This window comes from Deinococcus sp. Leaf326, assembly GCF_001424185.1.
In the GTDB taxonomy this organism is placed as follows: Bacteria; Deinococcota; Deinococci; order Deinococcales; family Deinococcaceae; genus Deinococcus.
In genome coordinates this window covers 315,859-329,562 of the sequence record NZ_LMOM01000021.1, presented here as the reverse complement: position 1 = coordinate 329,562, position 13,704 = coordinate 315,859, and the positions used below count along the sequence as shown (strand labels likewise).

General features: G+C 70.5%; 13 protein-coding genes. 9 read left to right on the top strand and 4 right to left on the bottom strand.

What is annotated here, in order from left to right:
• Positions 1 to 113: 113 nt before the first annotated feature.
• A complete protein-coding gene (locus ASF71_RS08590; RefSeq protein WP_056298018.1) occupies positions 114 to 320 on the top strand; it encodes a hypothetical protein in 207 nt (68 codons plus the stop codon).
• Positions 321 to 435: 115 nt separating this feature from the next.
• Here the strand turns inward: ASF71_RS08590 and leuS are convergent, their stop codons facing one another.
• Positions 436 to 2,934, bottom strand: a complete 2,499-nt coding sequence (gene leuS / locus ASF71_RS08585) for a leucine--tRNA ligase (protein ID WP_056298015.1) — start codon at positions 2,932 to 2,934, stop codon at positions 436 to 438.
• Positions 2,935 to 3,132: 198 nt separating this feature from the next.
• Here leuS and ASF71_RS24495 point away from each other — a divergent pair, with 198 nt between their 5' ends.
• A complete protein-coding gene (locus ASF71_RS24495; protein WP_056298013.1) occupies positions 3,133 to 4,344 on the top strand; it encodes a hypothetical protein in 1,212 nt (403 codons plus the stop codon).
• A gap of 13 nt (positions 4,345 to 4,357) precedes the next feature.
• Here the strand turns inward: ASF71_RS24495 and ASF71_RS08575 are convergent, their stop codons facing one another.
• From ASF71_RS08575 to ASF71_RS08565, 3 genes are all read right to left on the bottom strand, one after another.
• Positions 4,358 to 5,440, bottom strand: coding sequence for a type III polyketide synthase (locus tag ASF71_RS08575; RefSeq protein WP_056298010.1), 1,083 nt, complete (start codon positions 5,438 to 5,440; stop codon positions 4,358 to 4,360).
• A gap of 127 nt (positions 5,441 to 5,567) precedes the next feature.
• Entirely contained in the window at positions 5,568 to 6,584 is a 1,017-nt protein-coding gene (locus ASF71_RS08570; RefSeq protein ID WP_235514253.1) for a hypothetical protein, read from the bottom strand.
• Entirely contained in the window at positions 6,581 to 7,099 is a 519-nt protein-coding gene (locus ASF71_RS08565; RefSeq protein WP_056298007.1) for a gamma carbonic anhydrase family protein, read from the bottom strand. Before ASF71_RS08565 ends, ASF71_RS08570 begins: the two co-directional genes overlap by 4 nt.
• A 149-nt stretch (positions 7,100 to 7,248) precedes the next feature.
• On the opposite strand from ASF71_RS08565, the gene ASF71_RS08560 reads away from it, so the two are divergent.
• From ASF71_RS08560 to ASF71_RS08535, 7 genes are all read left to right on the top strand, one after another.
• Positions 7,249 to 8,424 (top strand): YjgN family protein, encoded by a 1,176-nt coding sequence (locus ASF71_RS08560; RefSeq protein ID WP_235514251.1) that lies wholly within the window; start codon positions 7,249 to 7,251, stop codon positions 8,422 to 8,424.
• Between the two features lies 1 nt (position 8,425).
• Positions 8,426 to 9,544 (top strand): M48 family metallopeptidase, encoded by a 1,119-nt coding sequence (locus ASF71_RS08555; protein ID WP_056298001.1) that lies wholly within the window; start codon positions 8,426 to 8,428, stop codon positions 9,542 to 9,544.
• A gap of 181 nt (positions 9,545 to 9,725) precedes the next feature.
• A complete protein-coding gene (ccsA, locus tag ASF71_RS08550; RefSeq protein WP_056298421.1) occupies positions 9,726 to 10,445 on the top strand; it encodes a cytochrome c biogenesis protein CcsA in 720 nt (239 codons plus the stop codon).
• Positions 10,438 to 10,596, top strand: coding sequence for a hypothetical protein (locus ASF71_RS23575; protein ID WP_156372677.1), 159 nt, complete (start codon positions 10,438 to 10,440; stop codon positions 10,594 to 10,596). Before ccsA ends, ASF71_RS23575 begins: the two co-directional genes overlap by 8 nt.
• The gene (gene ccmE, locus ASF71_RS08545) at positions 10,593 to 11,057 is read left to right on the top strand and encodes a cytochrome c maturation protein CcmE (protein ID WP_056297998.1); all 465 of its coding nucleotides are present in this window, start codon (positions 10,593 to 10,595) and stop codon (positions 11,055 to 11,057) included. The genes ASF71_RS23575 and ccmE overlap by 4 nt, the downstream gene beginning before the upstream one ends.
• 37 nt (positions 11,058 to 11,094) lie before the next feature.
• On the top strand, positions 11,095 to 13,077 hold the full coding sequence (locus ASF71_RS08540; protein WP_056297995.1) for a heme lyase CcmF/NrfE family subunit: 1,983 nt from the start codon (positions 11,095 to 11,097) through the stop codon (positions 13,075 to 13,077).
• A 33-nt stretch (positions 13,078 to 13,110) separates the two neighbouring features.
• On the top strand, positions 13,111 to 13,698 hold the full coding sequence (locus ASF71_RS08535) for a TlpA disulfide reductase family protein (RefSeq protein WP_056297992.1): 588 nt from the start codon (positions 13,111 to 13,113) through the stop codon (positions 13,696 to 13,698).
• The last annotated feature ends 6 nt before the right edge of the window (positions 13,699 to 13,704 follow it).

The following is a 13,704-nucleotide window of genomic DNA, read 5'->3' as shown; positions in this document are numbered from 1 at the left end:
GCTCCACAAAGCGTGCTGCTGGAGCAGATCCACTCTCTAGCGACCGGACGTCAGGTAAACCCCTCTTCAGCCAATTCCCCCTCCTTTCCTCCCCCAGTTGCCGAGACTGGGCCATGACCCAAGAAACTCAGCCCGATGTCGCACCCATGACCGAAACCGGCGAAGCTGTCACCCCCGACCATCCCGTCTACCAGCCACCGAATGACGTCAAGGAAACCGACGCTCTGGACGCTTCCGTCGACGGAACAAGTGCCGTCCACTACGGCGCAAACGATCCCGCTCTCTACGAGGGGCAGGACGAGCAGAAGAAAGACGCCTGAGCCAGGGCATTCCTTCCTGTAACGCTCAGTGCCCCCGGTTGGAATCTACCAACCGGGGGCACTCTTATCTATCCAGAGTTGATTGCGGACAAGTTTTCAGGGTTTTATTGCGGGGTTACCGAACGACAATGTTGATGATCCGCCCCGGCACATAGATCTCCTTGACCACAGCCTTGCCCTCCAGGTAGCGCGCGACTTCCGGCACGGCGCGGGCGGCGGCCAGGGCCTCGTCCTGGGACGCGGTCTTGGAGATGCGCACCTCGCCGCGCACCTTGCCGCTCACCTGCACGCCGATGGTCACGGTGTCGCGGGTCGCGGCTGCCTCGTCCACCTGAGGCCAGGGCTGCACGTGGACACTGCCTGCCCCACCACGGTCCGTCCAGATCTGCTCGGCGATATGGGGCACCAGAGGCGCCAGCAGCAGGTTGAAGATCCGCAGCGCTTCCTCCCACGCCGGGGTGCCGAAGACCGGCGACCGCTTGGCCTTGACCAGCGTGTTCGTCAGTTCCATCAGCGCGGCGACGATGGTATTGAAGCTCATACGCGCGAAATCGCCACCCACCTTCTTCAGGGTCGAGTGCACGGCGTAGAGCAGGTCGGCCTCGCTCACGCTTTCCTGTGGCCCCGAGGCCTTTTCATCGAAATACAGGGCCCACACACGCCCCAGCCACTTGGCCGGACCGTTGATGCCCTGGGGGTCCCAGGGGCCGCCCAGCTCCCAGGGCGCGATGAACATCAGGTAGGTGCGGACCGTGTCCACCCCGTAGTCGCGGACCAGATCGTCAGGATCCACGACGTTGCCGCGCGACTTGGACATCTTGTCGCCGTCCTCGCCCAGAATCATGCCCTGGTTGCGCAGGTGCGCGAAGGGTTCGTGCTGAGTGGTCAGGCCCAGGTCGCGCATGACCTTGGTCCAGAAGCGCGAGTACAGCAGGTGCAGAATCGCGTGCTCGATGCCGCCCGTGTACAGGTCCACCGGCAGCAGCCGCGCCTGGGCGGGGTCGAAGGGATGCCGGTCATCGTGGGGCGACAGGTAGCGGTACATGTACCAGCTGCTATCCACGAAGGTGTCCATCGTGTCGGTGTCGCGCTCAGCCGGACCACCGCAGTCGGGGCAGGTCGTCTCGACCCAGGCGCGGTTCAGCACCAGCGGGCTCTGACCGGTCGGCAGGAATTCCACGTCGGCGGGCAGCTCGACAGGCAACTGATCCTCGGGCACCGGCACCGCGCCGCACTTCTGGCAGTACACGATGGGAATGGGCGTGCCCCAGTAGCGCTGGCGCGAGACCAGCCAGTCGCGCAGGCGGTAGGTCGTCTTGGCCTTCGCCACGCCGCGTTCCTCCAGCGCCGCAACGATGCCCGCGATGCTGGCCTTACCGCCCGCCAGGCCGTCGAACTCGCCGCTGTTGACGATCAGTCCTTCGCCGCTGTAGGGCGCCTCGGCCTGCTCGGGCATCGGCTCGCCACCTTCGGGGCGGATGACCTCGCGGATGTCCAGCCCGAAGCGGCGGGCGAAGGCGAAATCGCGCTCGTCGTGCGCGGGCACGGCCATGATCGAACCGGTGCCGTAGGTCGCCAACACGTAGTCGGCCACCCAGATGGGCAGCTGATGCCCGGTGATGGGGTGCGTGGCGAAGGAGCCGGTAAACATCCCCGTCTTCTCGCCGCTGTCCTGCTGGCGCTCCACGTCGGTGCGGCGGCCGGCGGCGATCACGTAGGCCTCAACCTCGGCACGCTGCTCATCGGTGGTCAGGGCCGCGACCTTGGCGTGTTCGGGGGCCAGCACCAGGAACGTGGCGCCCATCAGGGTGTCGGGACGGGTCGTGAAGACCGTCTCGGGGCCGGCGGGCGTCTCGAAGGTCACCTCCGCGCCGACCGACTTGCCGATCCAGTTCGTCTGCATGACGCGCACGCGCTCGGGCATGTCGGTGTGCGTGAAGTCCAGCAGTTCGTCGGCATAGTCGGTGATCTTGAAATGCCACTGACTCATCAGCCGGCGCTCGATCAGCGCGCCCGAGCGGTCGCCGCGCCCGTCGATGACCTGCTCGTTGGCCAGCACGGTCTGGTCGACCGGATCCCAGTTCACCAGCGACTCGCGCTTGTAGGCCAGGCCGCGCTTGTAGAACTGGACAAAGAACCACTGGTTCCAGCGGTAGTACTCGGGGTCGCAGGTGGCGAAACGGCGGCTCCAGTCGATCATGGTGCCCATGCGCTGAAACTGTCCGGTCATGTGCGCGATGTTGCTGTAGGTCCAAGTGGCGGGGTTGATGTTGTTCTTGATGGCCGCGTTCTCGGCCGGCAGCCCGAAGGCGTCGAAGCCCATCGGGAACAGCACGTTGTGCCCACGCATCCGCATCCAGCGGGCGTGCGCGTCGGGGGCCACGTTGGCGTACCAGTGCCCGATGTGCAGGTTTCCGCTCGGGTACGGGAACATGGTCATGGCATAGTGCTTCTCGCCGGGAGCTTCGGGGTCGAAGCGGTACAGGCCGTCCTGTTCCCACTTGTCCTGCCACGCGTGCTCGAAGGCGTGGGGGTTGTAGCGTTCGGCGCGCGGCTCCTGGATGTCGGGGCGGGCGGTGTCGGTGGGGGCCGTCTCGGTAGGAATTTCGGTCATGGGGTGGCAGCTCCTTGAAGGCAAAAGAAAAGCCCCGGCCTACACGCAGCCGGGGACACTCGCACGGGCCATAAATGGCTAGGCGAGACGTCCCCGGGTGGTAAGCGCAGAGCGGATCATGGGCCCAGCATAGCGCACCGGGCCGGGCGGCGCATTTGCGCAGGACGGCTCGGCCGCCACCCCCTAGACTGGGCCCCTATGGAACGACCGGGAGTCTGGGAACGGGTCAGGGCCTTCGCGCGGGGCGAGCGTGACGCCGAACTCCTGTACGCGTACAAGCGGGCCGGGACGCAGGTGCATACCCTACTTGACGCGGCCGAGCGCCGGCGCTTCGGGCAGGCGGCCACCGGCGCGGGACCCTTCGACATGCCGGCAGCCGTCGGCCTGGAACTCGTGTGTATCTGGAACGCCTTCGTCCTCCAGACGCTGGGCGACCGCATGCTGGAAGCCGACGAGGCCGACGACCCCGCCACCGCCGGCTTCGTCCCGCCCGTGACCTACGACCAGGTGCAGGCGTACTACACCGGAGCGCAGCGCTGGCTGGCCCACGCGAGCCGCGCCGGGCAGGACCCGTCGTTCACCATTCCGGAAACGCTGCCCGCTGCCCTGCCGGCCTGGTCACCGGTTGAACCCTGTCCGCGCGCCCACCTGGGCGCCATGCTCGCGGCCCTGCGGTCGTTGGGGCTGCACGCCGAGGCAGCGATGAATGAGCTGGAGCGCGCCACCCCCGCCGCCGACCAGGCCCGGCTGGCCCGGCTGCGCGGGCAGTATGCCCAGGCCGCCGCATCGGCGCGCTATGCCCTGGACATGTACCGCCCCGACGCCGGCGACGTACTGCACGAGGAGATCGAGACCCGTGCCAAGGCGGCCCTCGAGGACTTCTACCGGGTGGGCCAGCTCCTGAGCTACCCGGCGCTGCTCGGCCGTGCGCCGGAGGCCCCCAGGCGTACGGGTACGGACCAGCCGGCCGGCGTCCTGCCCGGCCAGCCGGGGTTCGACCCCTGGGTCATGACCGACCCGCACGCGGCGGACTCGCTGCGCCGCAATCCCCAGGCCGCGCGGGCCATCGCGGACATGTGGGCGCTGGACCCCGACCCGCGCGCCAGCCTGGGTCTCTGGCAGGACATCGAGGAGGCGCGGGCACGCGGCGCGCTCATCTATGCCCGGTACCCCGGCGGCGTCCTGGTCGGCTACTACTTCTGCACGCCCTACGCCGCCGTCTACGAGGCGGCGCAGGCGGTCGTGATCGGGGACACCCCCGTACCCCGGGGCCAGCGCTTCACCATCGAGTGCGCCGCCGAGGGAGTGCGCCTGGGCTACCCCTTCAAGCGCGAGGTCGTTTTAGGACAGTTTCGCGCTGCCCAGATCGACTACTGCGACCCTGACGCGCCCCCACCCCACGACGGTTGAGCCTGCCCCTGGGCTACTCCAGGGGGGGCGCCGGAAATTCCACGAGCACGTGCTCGGCGCTGAAGCCCGGTCCCATCGCGCTCAGGAGACCCCGGCCCTGGGGACGGCCACGCAGCACGTCTTCCAGCACGAACAGCACGGTCGCACTGCTCATGTTGCCGCAGCGGCGCAGCACGTCGCGGCTCGCGTCCAGGGTCCCGGCCGGCAGAGTCAGCGCTTCCTCGTAGGCGTCCAGCACCTTCACGCCGCCGGGGTGCACGACGTAGGTCTCCAAGTCGGCGCGGGTCCAGCCGTGCGCCTCCAGGGCCTCCTGAACGTTGCCGTGCATCATGGCGCGCACCAGCGCCGGGATATCCCGCGAGAAGCGCACCTTGAGTCCCTCCTCGACCACGTCCCAGCCCATGATGTCCTCGCTGTCCTCGATGAGGGTCGAGTACGCGCCGTGCAGCGTGAGCAGCGGCGCTGGTCCCGGTACGTCGGCGGCCGTCACGACCAGGGCCGCGCCGCCGTCCGAAAACAGCGCCGTCCCCACGAAGTTGCTCTTGGACTCGTCCCCCGCGATCAGGGTGAGGCTGCACAGTTCGACTGCCACGTACAGCACCCGCCGGTAGCCGGCGCGCACGAGGTCGGCGGCGCGCGCCAGCCCCGAGGCGCCGCCCGCACAGCCCAGGCCCCACAGCGGCAGCCGGGCGGCGTGCGGCCGCAGCCCCAGCGCTCCGATAAGGTAGGCGTCCAGGCTGGGCGTACTGATGCCGCTGGTGTTCACCACCACCACGGCGTCCACGTCACCGGGCGCGACCTCAGCCCGCTCGAGCGCCTCACGCGCCAGGCGCAGGCACAGGGCGCGGGCCTCCTCGATGAACACGGCGTTCTTTTCTGGAAAGGTGTGGGGCGTGAGGTACCACTCCAGCGGGCGCGACAGGGGCCGGGTCTCGATCTGGGCGTTCGTGAACACGTCGAGAAGCCCTTGGCGCGCCCCCAGACGCGGAAACAGCTCGGCCGCGGCCGCCTGGACCTCGAGCTGGGTGGCGCGGTAGGGCGGCGTTCCGGTCACGAGCGAACGCACGGTGGGGGCCAGGGTGGGCATCGCGCCCATTCTGGTCCTCCGGGCACCCGCCAAGGTCTGCCCGCCCACGGTTGGGACCCGCCGCACCCCCTGTCTCAAGTGTGTCTAAAGCGGAGGGCGCCGCCGGGACACCGTCGCCGGGCTCCCGCGCCGCGCCTCACACCTCGCGTAGGTAGCCCGCCTTCAGGAAGTCCTGGAGCAGCGGTTCGAGGTCGTGCAGCGCCACGTCCGAGCGCATGGCGTACTCGGCGGGGGTCAGGCCCTGAGCGGCGGCGCGCATGAGTTCGATCCCCGGCGCGCCGTACTGCGCGCGGAAATTCAGGAAGATGTCGGTGATAGGGTTCACGGCGTCGCGCCCCCGTAGGGTCAGGCCGTAGGCGTGGTGGGCCCACCCGGCCAGACTGCGCGGCAGGATCAGGGTCTGGGGCCGCAGCGGCGCTGGAAACGCGCCTTCATAGGGCAGGGTCACCGGAATAGTCGCCACGACCTCGCCGCGCTCGTACAGCACCGCTCCGCCGGGCCGCGCGTGCAGACCAGTGAAATCCGGCGTGAGGTTGAATTTCCAGGCCCGGCTGCCCACCCCACTCAGGACGTGCGCGTAGGTGGCCGGGAGGGGATGCGCCGAGAGCGCCGCGCCCTCCTGGTACAGCCCCAGCAGTTCGCCCAGCGCCTGCTCGCCCGAGGCGTTGACAGCCGCCGCCGCGACGGTGCGGCCCTCGTACACGAGCACGTAGGCGGCCTGATCGCCCAGCCCGGCGAAGAGATACCCGTGCCATCCCAGGCCATGCAGGTACTTCAGGAAGGCGTGCAGGTCGCAGAAGGCGCTGTGCAGGCCCTGAAAGGTCGGCTCACTCTGGGGCAGGAACCGCGCCAGAAAGGGAGATGCCCCCGGGTACATGGGCTGCAGCTCAGGAATGGCCGCGAAGTCCTCACCGGCCGGAGGCGCCGGGACCGGGGTGGCCTCCGGTTCAGGCGATGCGGCCACGGGCGGCTGCGGCGCGAGTCGCACCTCGCCGGGCTGCGCGACCGACGCGACGATGACGGACTCGGCGGGCGTCAGCCCGGCTTCCACCTTCGCCGCCTCGTCCGGCGCCGTCTCCTCCGCCGCGCCGCGTTTCAGGGCGCCGCGCAGGGGCTTCTGCGCGCGGCGCTTGCCCTCGGGCGAGCCGGTCATGCTTCCTCCCCCACTGCGGGGGCCAGGCCCCGGCGGTACTGGCGGGCGCGCTCCCGGTAGTGCGCGGCGTTGTCGGTGGGATCCACCGGGCGCACTACGCGCGCCGGCACCCCCAGCGCCAACATGCCGGCGGGAACCTCGGTGCCGGCCCCCAGAACGGCGCCCGCCCCCAGCACCGCGCCCTCACCGAGCACCGAGCCGTTGAGCATGATGGCCCCCATACCTACCAGACTGCCCGAAGCGCAGCGGGCGCCGTGAACGACGGCGCGGTGGCCGACCGTCACATGGTCCTCCAGGACGCAGGGGAAACCAGGGTCGGCGTGCAGGACAGCGCCGTCCTGCACGTTGCTGCCTTCACCGACCGTGATGGTCTCGGTATCGCCGCGCAGCACCGCCCCGAACCACACACTGCTGGCGCGTCCGAGCCGCACGCGGCCGATCAGGTCGGCACTCGGCGCGACGAAACTCTCGGGATGAAGGTGGGGGACATGCCCCTCCAGGGAATACAGCGGCATGGCGGGCCTCCAGCGCAGCGCGGCGGTGCGGGCACCCGTCTCCCGCCGGCTGCTGACAGGGTTCAACGTAGCATGTCCCCCCGCCGACCCGCCCCGGCAGCCGCCCATCTGCGCGCCGCGTCCCGGAGCAGGCCGCTACCATAAGGGCCGTGAGCGCGCCGACCGACCCGACCCCCGTGGACCTGACGAAGGCCAGGACCGCCTCCGGGCCGGCTCCCGAACCGGTCGCCGCGCCGCCTGCCCAGATACAGGTCTTTCCGGCGGCGTTCACCGGGCAGGCAGGCGAGTATTTCCGGCTGTGGCTTGTCAATCTGGTGCTCAGCGTGGTGACGCTGGGGCTGTACCTGCCCTGGGCGCGGGTGCGTAACCGGCAGTATTTCTACGGCCACACCTGGGTGGACGGCCACAACTTCGAGTACGCGGCCAACCCCTGGGCCCTGCTGCGCGGGTATCTGCTCGTGGGGGTCTTTTTCGGGACGTACAGCGCCGCCATGCAGTTCCAGTTCAGCGGCTGGGAGTGGGTGGCCGGCGGCGTCGCGCTGCTGTTCGGCCTCCTCTATCCCTGGATGGTGCGCCAGTCGCTGCGCTTTCTGGCCCGCAGCACCGTGCACCGGGGACTGAACTTCGGGTTCGGAGGCAGCGTGGGCGGGGCCTACATGGCCTACGGGGTGGCGAACGTGGCGGCCGTGGTGTCCTTCGGGCTGGCGCTGCCGCTGGCGTGGTATGCGCAGCGCGACTACCAGGTGCGCGGCCTGCGCTACGGCGCGGCGCCGGGGCGCTTCCGGGGCGGGCCGGGGGGGCTGTACCTCATCGGGCTGACGGCGCTGGGGCTCACGGTGGGCGGGGGGCTGCTCATCGGGGTGCTGGGAGCGTTGGCGGCAGTCCTGATCGGCGCGGCGCAGACCGGCGGGCCGGACCTCAGCGGCGATTTCGACGACCTCTTCAGCCAGCCGGGCGTCCTCGTGGGGGCCATCGCCGCCTACCTCGGGGTGCTCGCGCTGTACGGCGTGGCGTGGCAGTACGTCCGGGCCGCCACGCTGCGCTACGTCCTGAACCACCTCGAACTCGGCGGGGTGGTGCGGGCCCGCGCGACCTTCAGCACCGCCCGGCTGGTGTGGATCGGCGTGGGCAACGCCGCCGCCCAGGTCGTCTCGCTGGGCCTGCTCACGCCCTGGGCAGCGGTCCGCCGGGCGCGCTACGTCGCCGCGCACACGCAGGTCCTGTCCCTGGTCAGTCTCGGCACCTTCCAGGCCGGGCAGGCCACGCGGGAAAGCGCGCTGGGCGAGGCGGCCACCGAACTTCTCGACATCAACCTGGGATTCTGAGATGCCCCTGCCTCCCTCGCCGCACGCCCCCCTGACCCTGACCGGCACATACTTCGACGGTCAGAGCAGCCGGGCGTGGCCGGCCACCCTGGAGATCGGGACCGGAGCCGCGCTGACCGTGACCGGGCCGGCCGCCGGCGCGCCCGGCCCGCTGCACTGGCCGGCCACCGCCCTGCGCGCCGAGCCGGCGCTGCCAGGCCTGCGGCGGGTGATCCGGCTGCCGGGGGGCGGGCGTTTTGAAACCGGCGCCGTCGCCGGGGTGCGCGCCCTGGAGACCCGGACCCGCCAGAACCGCGTGCTGGGGGGGGTGCGCCGCCTGGAAGGCAGCTGGCCCCTGACGCTGGGGGCCACTGCCGCGCTCGGGCTGTTCGTGTGGGGCTTCCTGACCTATGGCCTGCCCGCCCTGGCCCGCGCCGCCGCCGCCGCGACGCCCGTGACCGTGCTGGACACCTTCGACCGCGAGAGTATCCAGCTGCTGGACACTGACGATTTCCTGGCCCCCAGCCGCCTGAGTGCCGCGCGGCAGGCCGAGCTGAAACGCGAGTTCGCGCGGGTCGGCGACTGGGCGGGCGGCGGCTACCGCTACCGCCTGCTGCTGCGTGACGGCGAGCCAAGCGGCGCACCCTTCGCGCTGGGAGCCAACGCCTTCGCGCTGCCGGGCGGCACGGTCGTCATGACCGACCAGCTCGTGGCCCTCGCGCGCAGCGACCGCGAACTCATGGGCGTGCTGGCCCACGAGACCGGCCACGTGACCGGGCGGCACGGGCTGGCCGGCGTGTATCAGGGGCTGGGGCTGGCACTGCTGGGCACAGCCGTGACCGGCGACCTCGTGGGAGCGGCCACCTTCGCCGCCGCCGTGCCCTCGGCCCTGCTGCAAAACGGCTACTCGCGCCGCGCCGAGACCGAGGCCGACGAGCGCGCCGGGGCCTACCTGCTGCGCGCCTACGGCACGACCCGGCCGCTGCGCGACATCCTGGCCCGGCTGGAGACCGAGGACCGCGCGGCCGACGAGACCAGCCTGAAGGCCGAGGACCCTGCCCCCGACGACCTGCTGCGCACCCACCCCGACACCGCCCAGCGCATCAAGCACCTCCGCGAGATCGAGCGCGCGGCGCGCTGAGCCGCTCGCCGGTTCCGGACAGCCGGAGCTGGGGACACTCGCACTTGCCCGCACCTGCGCCCAGCAGCGAATCTGGGCGGGTAGACATGACCGGGCCGGTCCTCACTCCGCACCGCGCGGGCGTCACGGTGACGCGCGTCCTCACGGGTCAGGGGCACGGCAGGTCAGAATGGGAGACGAGATGACAAGAGACCTCACGACGAGGGTGCTGGGCGGCGTGACCCTGCTGCTGCTGCTGATCGCGGCCGGCCTGGGCCTGAGTGCGCCGCTCGACCAGAACCAGGGTTCGCTGGTGCGGCTGTTTTTCATGCACGTGCCGAGCGCGTGGCTCAGCTACCTCGCCTACGGCGGCACGGGGCTGTTCGGGCTGCTGTACCTCATCACACGGTCTCGGCGCTGGGACCGGCTGGCGATGAGCAGCGCCGAGATCGGGGTGCTGTTTACGGTCGCCACCATCGTCGGCGGGATGCTGTGGGCCAAGCCGACCTGGGGCGTGTACTGGGTGTGGGACGCCCGGCTGACCACCACCGCCCTGAGCATCGTCATCTACGGCGGCTACCTCCTGATCCGCAGCATGATTGACGACCCCGACCGCCGCGCGCGCATTGCGGCCGTGGTCGGCCTGGTGGGCACGCTGTACGTGCCGGTGAACTACATGGCGGTCGAGTGGTGGCGCGGCGTGCACCAGACCCAGACGCTGCGGCTGCTGGGCGGCATCAGCTTCGAGGGCGCGCCCATCTACGGGTGGGTCCTGTTGGTCGCTACAACCGCCTTCACCTTCCTGTACGTGTATCTGCTGCGGGTGCGCGGCATCCTGGCAGCCCGCGAGGCGGTGCGCGAGGAACGCGAACTGATGGGCGACCTGGGCGCCGCACCCCTGGGGGAGGCTGTCCGTGGATAAGTATTCGGTCTACGTGATCGTGGTGTACGTGGTGACGCTGGGCCTGCTGTTCGGCTACCTGGCCTGGATGTGGCTGCGCCTGCGCGCGCTGAGAAACGAGTCACCCCTGCAGGAGCCGGCGCGCCCCATTCGCGGCGGAGGCCCCCGTTGACCACCCCGGCCGGCACCCCGCTGCCGCGCGCGCGGAGGCGGCGCCGCAGTCCCTGGCCTACCCTGCTGGGCGTGGCCGCCCTGCTGGGGCTGGTGGCGTTCATCGCCTTCGGGAACCTGGGCAAGAGCCTCGAATACTTCGTGACGCCCACCGAGTACCAGCAGCAGCGCGCTGAGCTCGAGGGCCGCTCGCTGCGGATCGGCGGACTGGTGCGGAACGCCCGTTACGATCCCCAGAGCCTGAACCTGAATTTCGTGGTCAGCGACGGCGGCGCGAGCTTTCCGGTCCGGTACCACGGCGCGGTCAGCGACCTGTTCAAGGACAACCAGGGGGTCGTGGTGCGCGGCGAGTTTCAGGGCGACACCTTCTACGCGCGCGAACTGGTCGTCAAGCACAGCGAGCAGTACAGCGTGCCCCAGACCCAGGCCGAACTCAAGAACATGATGCGGGACACCGAGTAGGCGTGCGCGCAACAGAAAGACGTAGGGAGGCGGCACCGTGCTCAACCTGATCTCCTTCGGGGCGTCGGAACTCGGCGCGCTGGGGCAACTCGCGCTGCTGGGCGCGCTGGGCTTCTCGCTGGCGGGGCTGCTGCTGGCGCTAGTGGGCGGCCTGCGCGGCGACGCCCGCGTCTCCGAGGCGGCCCGGCGCGTAAACTGGGCCGTCTTCGCGCTGCTCACGCTCGCCGTGATTGTGCTGGAGGTGGCCCTGCTGCGCGATGACTTCAGCGTGCGCTACGTCGCCGAACACTCCATGACCACCTCGCCGGTGTGGATCAAGCTGACGACCCTGTGGGCCGCGCTCGAAGGCAGCATCCTGCTGTGGGCCTGGATCCTGTCGGGATACGCCTTCATCCTGAGCCTGACCTTGCGGAGGGACGCGCTGCGGCCCTGGGCGCTGGGCACCATGTTCGTCAGCCTGCTGTTCTTCGTGGGGGTGTGCGCCACCGTGGCCTCGCCCTTCACGCCGCTGGCGAGCATTCCGGCCGAAGGACAGGGCCCCAACCCCGCGCTGCAAAACCACTGGATGATGGCCGTGCACCCCGTGCTGCTGTACCTGGGTTTCGTGGGCCTGAGCGTGCCCTACGCCTATGCGGTCGGGGCCCTGGTCACCGGGAGGTTGTCGGACCACTGGGTCGTGGTGACGCGCCGCTGGACGATGGTCGCCTGGGCCTTTCTGACGGCCGCCATTGTGGCCGGCGGCTGGTGGAGCTACGAGACGCTGGGCTGGGGCGGCTACTGGGCGTGGGACCCGGTCGAGAACGCCAGCTTCATTCCCTGGCTGCTCACGACCGCCTTCCTGCACAGCATCCAGATTCAGGAACGCCGGGGCCTGATGCGCTCGTGGAACGTCTGGCTGATCGTGCTGGCGTATTCCAGCACCGTGCTGGGCACCTTCCTGAACCGCTCGGGCATCGTGCAGAGCGTGCACGCCTTCGCCGACGGCCCGGTGGGCGCGGTGTTCCTGGGGTTCCTGGCGCTGCTCCTCGTGCTCGGGGTGGCGCTGGCTGCGTGGCGTGCGCCGCTGCTGCGCGACGAGGCCGATCCCGCCGCGCCGGTCAGCCGAGAGGGCGCCTTCCTGGCGGGCAACTGGCTGTTTCTGGTCTTCGCGTTCGTGGTGCTGCTCGGCACGCTGTTTCCGACCTTCGTGGAATTCGTGCAGGGGCGGCGTGACGCCTCGGTGGGGCCGGCGTTCTTCAACGCCTTCGCCGTGCCGCTGGGCCTGGGCCTGCTCCTGCTGATGGGCGTGGGACCGCTGCTGCCCTGGCGCCGCGCCGACGGGCACTCGCTCGTGCGGGCGCTGCGGCCGCTGCTGCTGGCGGGCCTGGGGGCGGGGCTGGTGGCCTTTGTGGCTGGCGTGCGCAACCCCGGCGTGCTGCTCACGGTGGGTCTGAGCGCCTACAACATCGCCGGGCTGGGCCTGCTCACCGTGCGGGCCGCCCGGCAGCGCCGCGCCGGCTTGCCCACCCTGCTGCGCGAGCAACCCCGGCGCTACGGCGCGTACCTCGCCCATGTGGGGCTGCTGGTCATCGCTCTGGGGATCGCCTTCAGCACGACCTACCGCCAGGATCAGCAGGTCACCCTGAACGTGGGCGGCGCGCCCGTGCGGCTCCTGAATGAGGAATTGCAGCTCCGGCGCATCAGCCGCGAGGACTACCCGCACGGGGCCTCGGCGACCGCGCATGTGGACATCGACGGCCAGCCGTTCCTGAGCCGCGTGAATACCTACCGGCAGGCGCCGGGCCAGCCCTTCCCCGCCCCGGCGGTGCGCTACGGCCTGTGGGGCGACACCTACCTCGTCGTGACGACCATCGACGTGCGCGGGCAGTGGTCCAGCGTGCGCCTGATCGAAAGCCCCCTGGTGAGCTGGATCTGGTGGGGCACCCTGATCGTGGTGCTGGGCTCAGTCCTGACCCTGACGCCCCCGGCCCGCGCCGCCGCCCGCCGCGTGCCCGCCGGACTGGCCCCCGCTACCGACTGACCCGCGCCCGAACTCCCGCAAGGACTTCCGAACATGACCCAGAAACCCGCTCCTTCCACTCCCGCTCCGGTCGCCCGGCCCAGTTGGCGCCGCTTCGTGCCCCCACTGCTGGCGGCCGGGCTGGTGGCCGTGCTGGGCGTGACCCTGCTGCGCCCGGCCCGCACCGCCACCGACGGCGGCCCCCTGATCGGCAAGGCCGCGCCCGCATTCAGTCTCCAGACCCTCGACGGCGGCACGCTGAGCCTCGCTTCTCTCAAGGGGCGGCCCGTGGTGGTCAATTTCTGGGCGTCGTGGTGCGTGCCCTGCCGTCAGGAGGCGCCACTGTTCCGCGAACTCGGCGCGCGGCCCGGCAACGCGGGCGGACAGGGGCTGGCAATTGTCGGTGTGCTGTTCAACGAGACACGGGAGCAGGATGCCCGCGACTTCATCCGCGAGTACGCGCTGGCCTACCCCAACCTGCGCGATCCCGGCATCTCGACCGGGATCAACTACGGCGTGTCGGGCGTTCCCGAGACGGTATTCATCGACAAGGACGGCGTCGTGCGGCACATGGACCGGGGCGGCCTGGACCGCGCCCGACTGAATGTCGGCCTGGGCAAGATCGGGGTGCCGGGCCTGTGAGGCCGG

Excerpts from the sequence above, each read along its gene's own strand:
- ASF71_RS08570 (WP_235514253.1), bottom strand. The coding sequence starts at position 6,584 with ATGACCGGCTCGCCCGAGGGCAAGCGCCGCGCGCAGAAGCCCCTGCGC.
- leuS (WP_056298015.1), bottom strand. The coding sequence starts at position 2,934 with ATGACCGAAATTCCTACCGAGACGGCCCCCACCGACACCGCCCGCCCC.
- ASF71_RS24495 (WP_056298013.1), top strand. The coding sequence starts at position 3,133 with ATGGAACGACCGGGAGTCTGGGAACGGGTCAGGGCCTTCGCGCGGGGC.
- ASF71_RS08555 (WP_056298001.1), top strand. The coding sequence starts at position 8,426 with ATGCCCCTGCCTCCCTCGCCGCACGCCCCCCTGACCCTGACCGGCACA.
- ccsA (WP_056298421.1), top strand. The coding sequence starts at position 9,726 with ATGACAAGAGACCTCACGACGAGGGTGCTGGGCGGCGTGACCCTGCTG.
- ASF71_RS08535 (WP_056297992.1), top strand. The coding sequence starts at position 13,111 with ATGACCCAGAAACCCGCTCCTTCCACTCCCGCTCCGGTCGCCCGGCCC.
- ASF71_RS08590 (WP_056298018.1), top strand. The coding sequence starts at position 114 with ATGACCCAAGAAACTCAGCCCGATGTCGCACCCATGACCGAAACCGGC.
- ASF71_RS08565 (WP_056298007.1), bottom strand. The coding sequence starts at position 7,099 with ATGCCGCTGTATTCCCTGGAGGGGCATGTCCCCCACCTTCATCCCGAG.
- ASF71_RS08575 (WP_056298010.1), bottom strand. The coding sequence starts at position 5,440 with ATGGGCGCGATGCCCACCCTGGCCCCCACCGTGCGTTCGCTCGTGACC.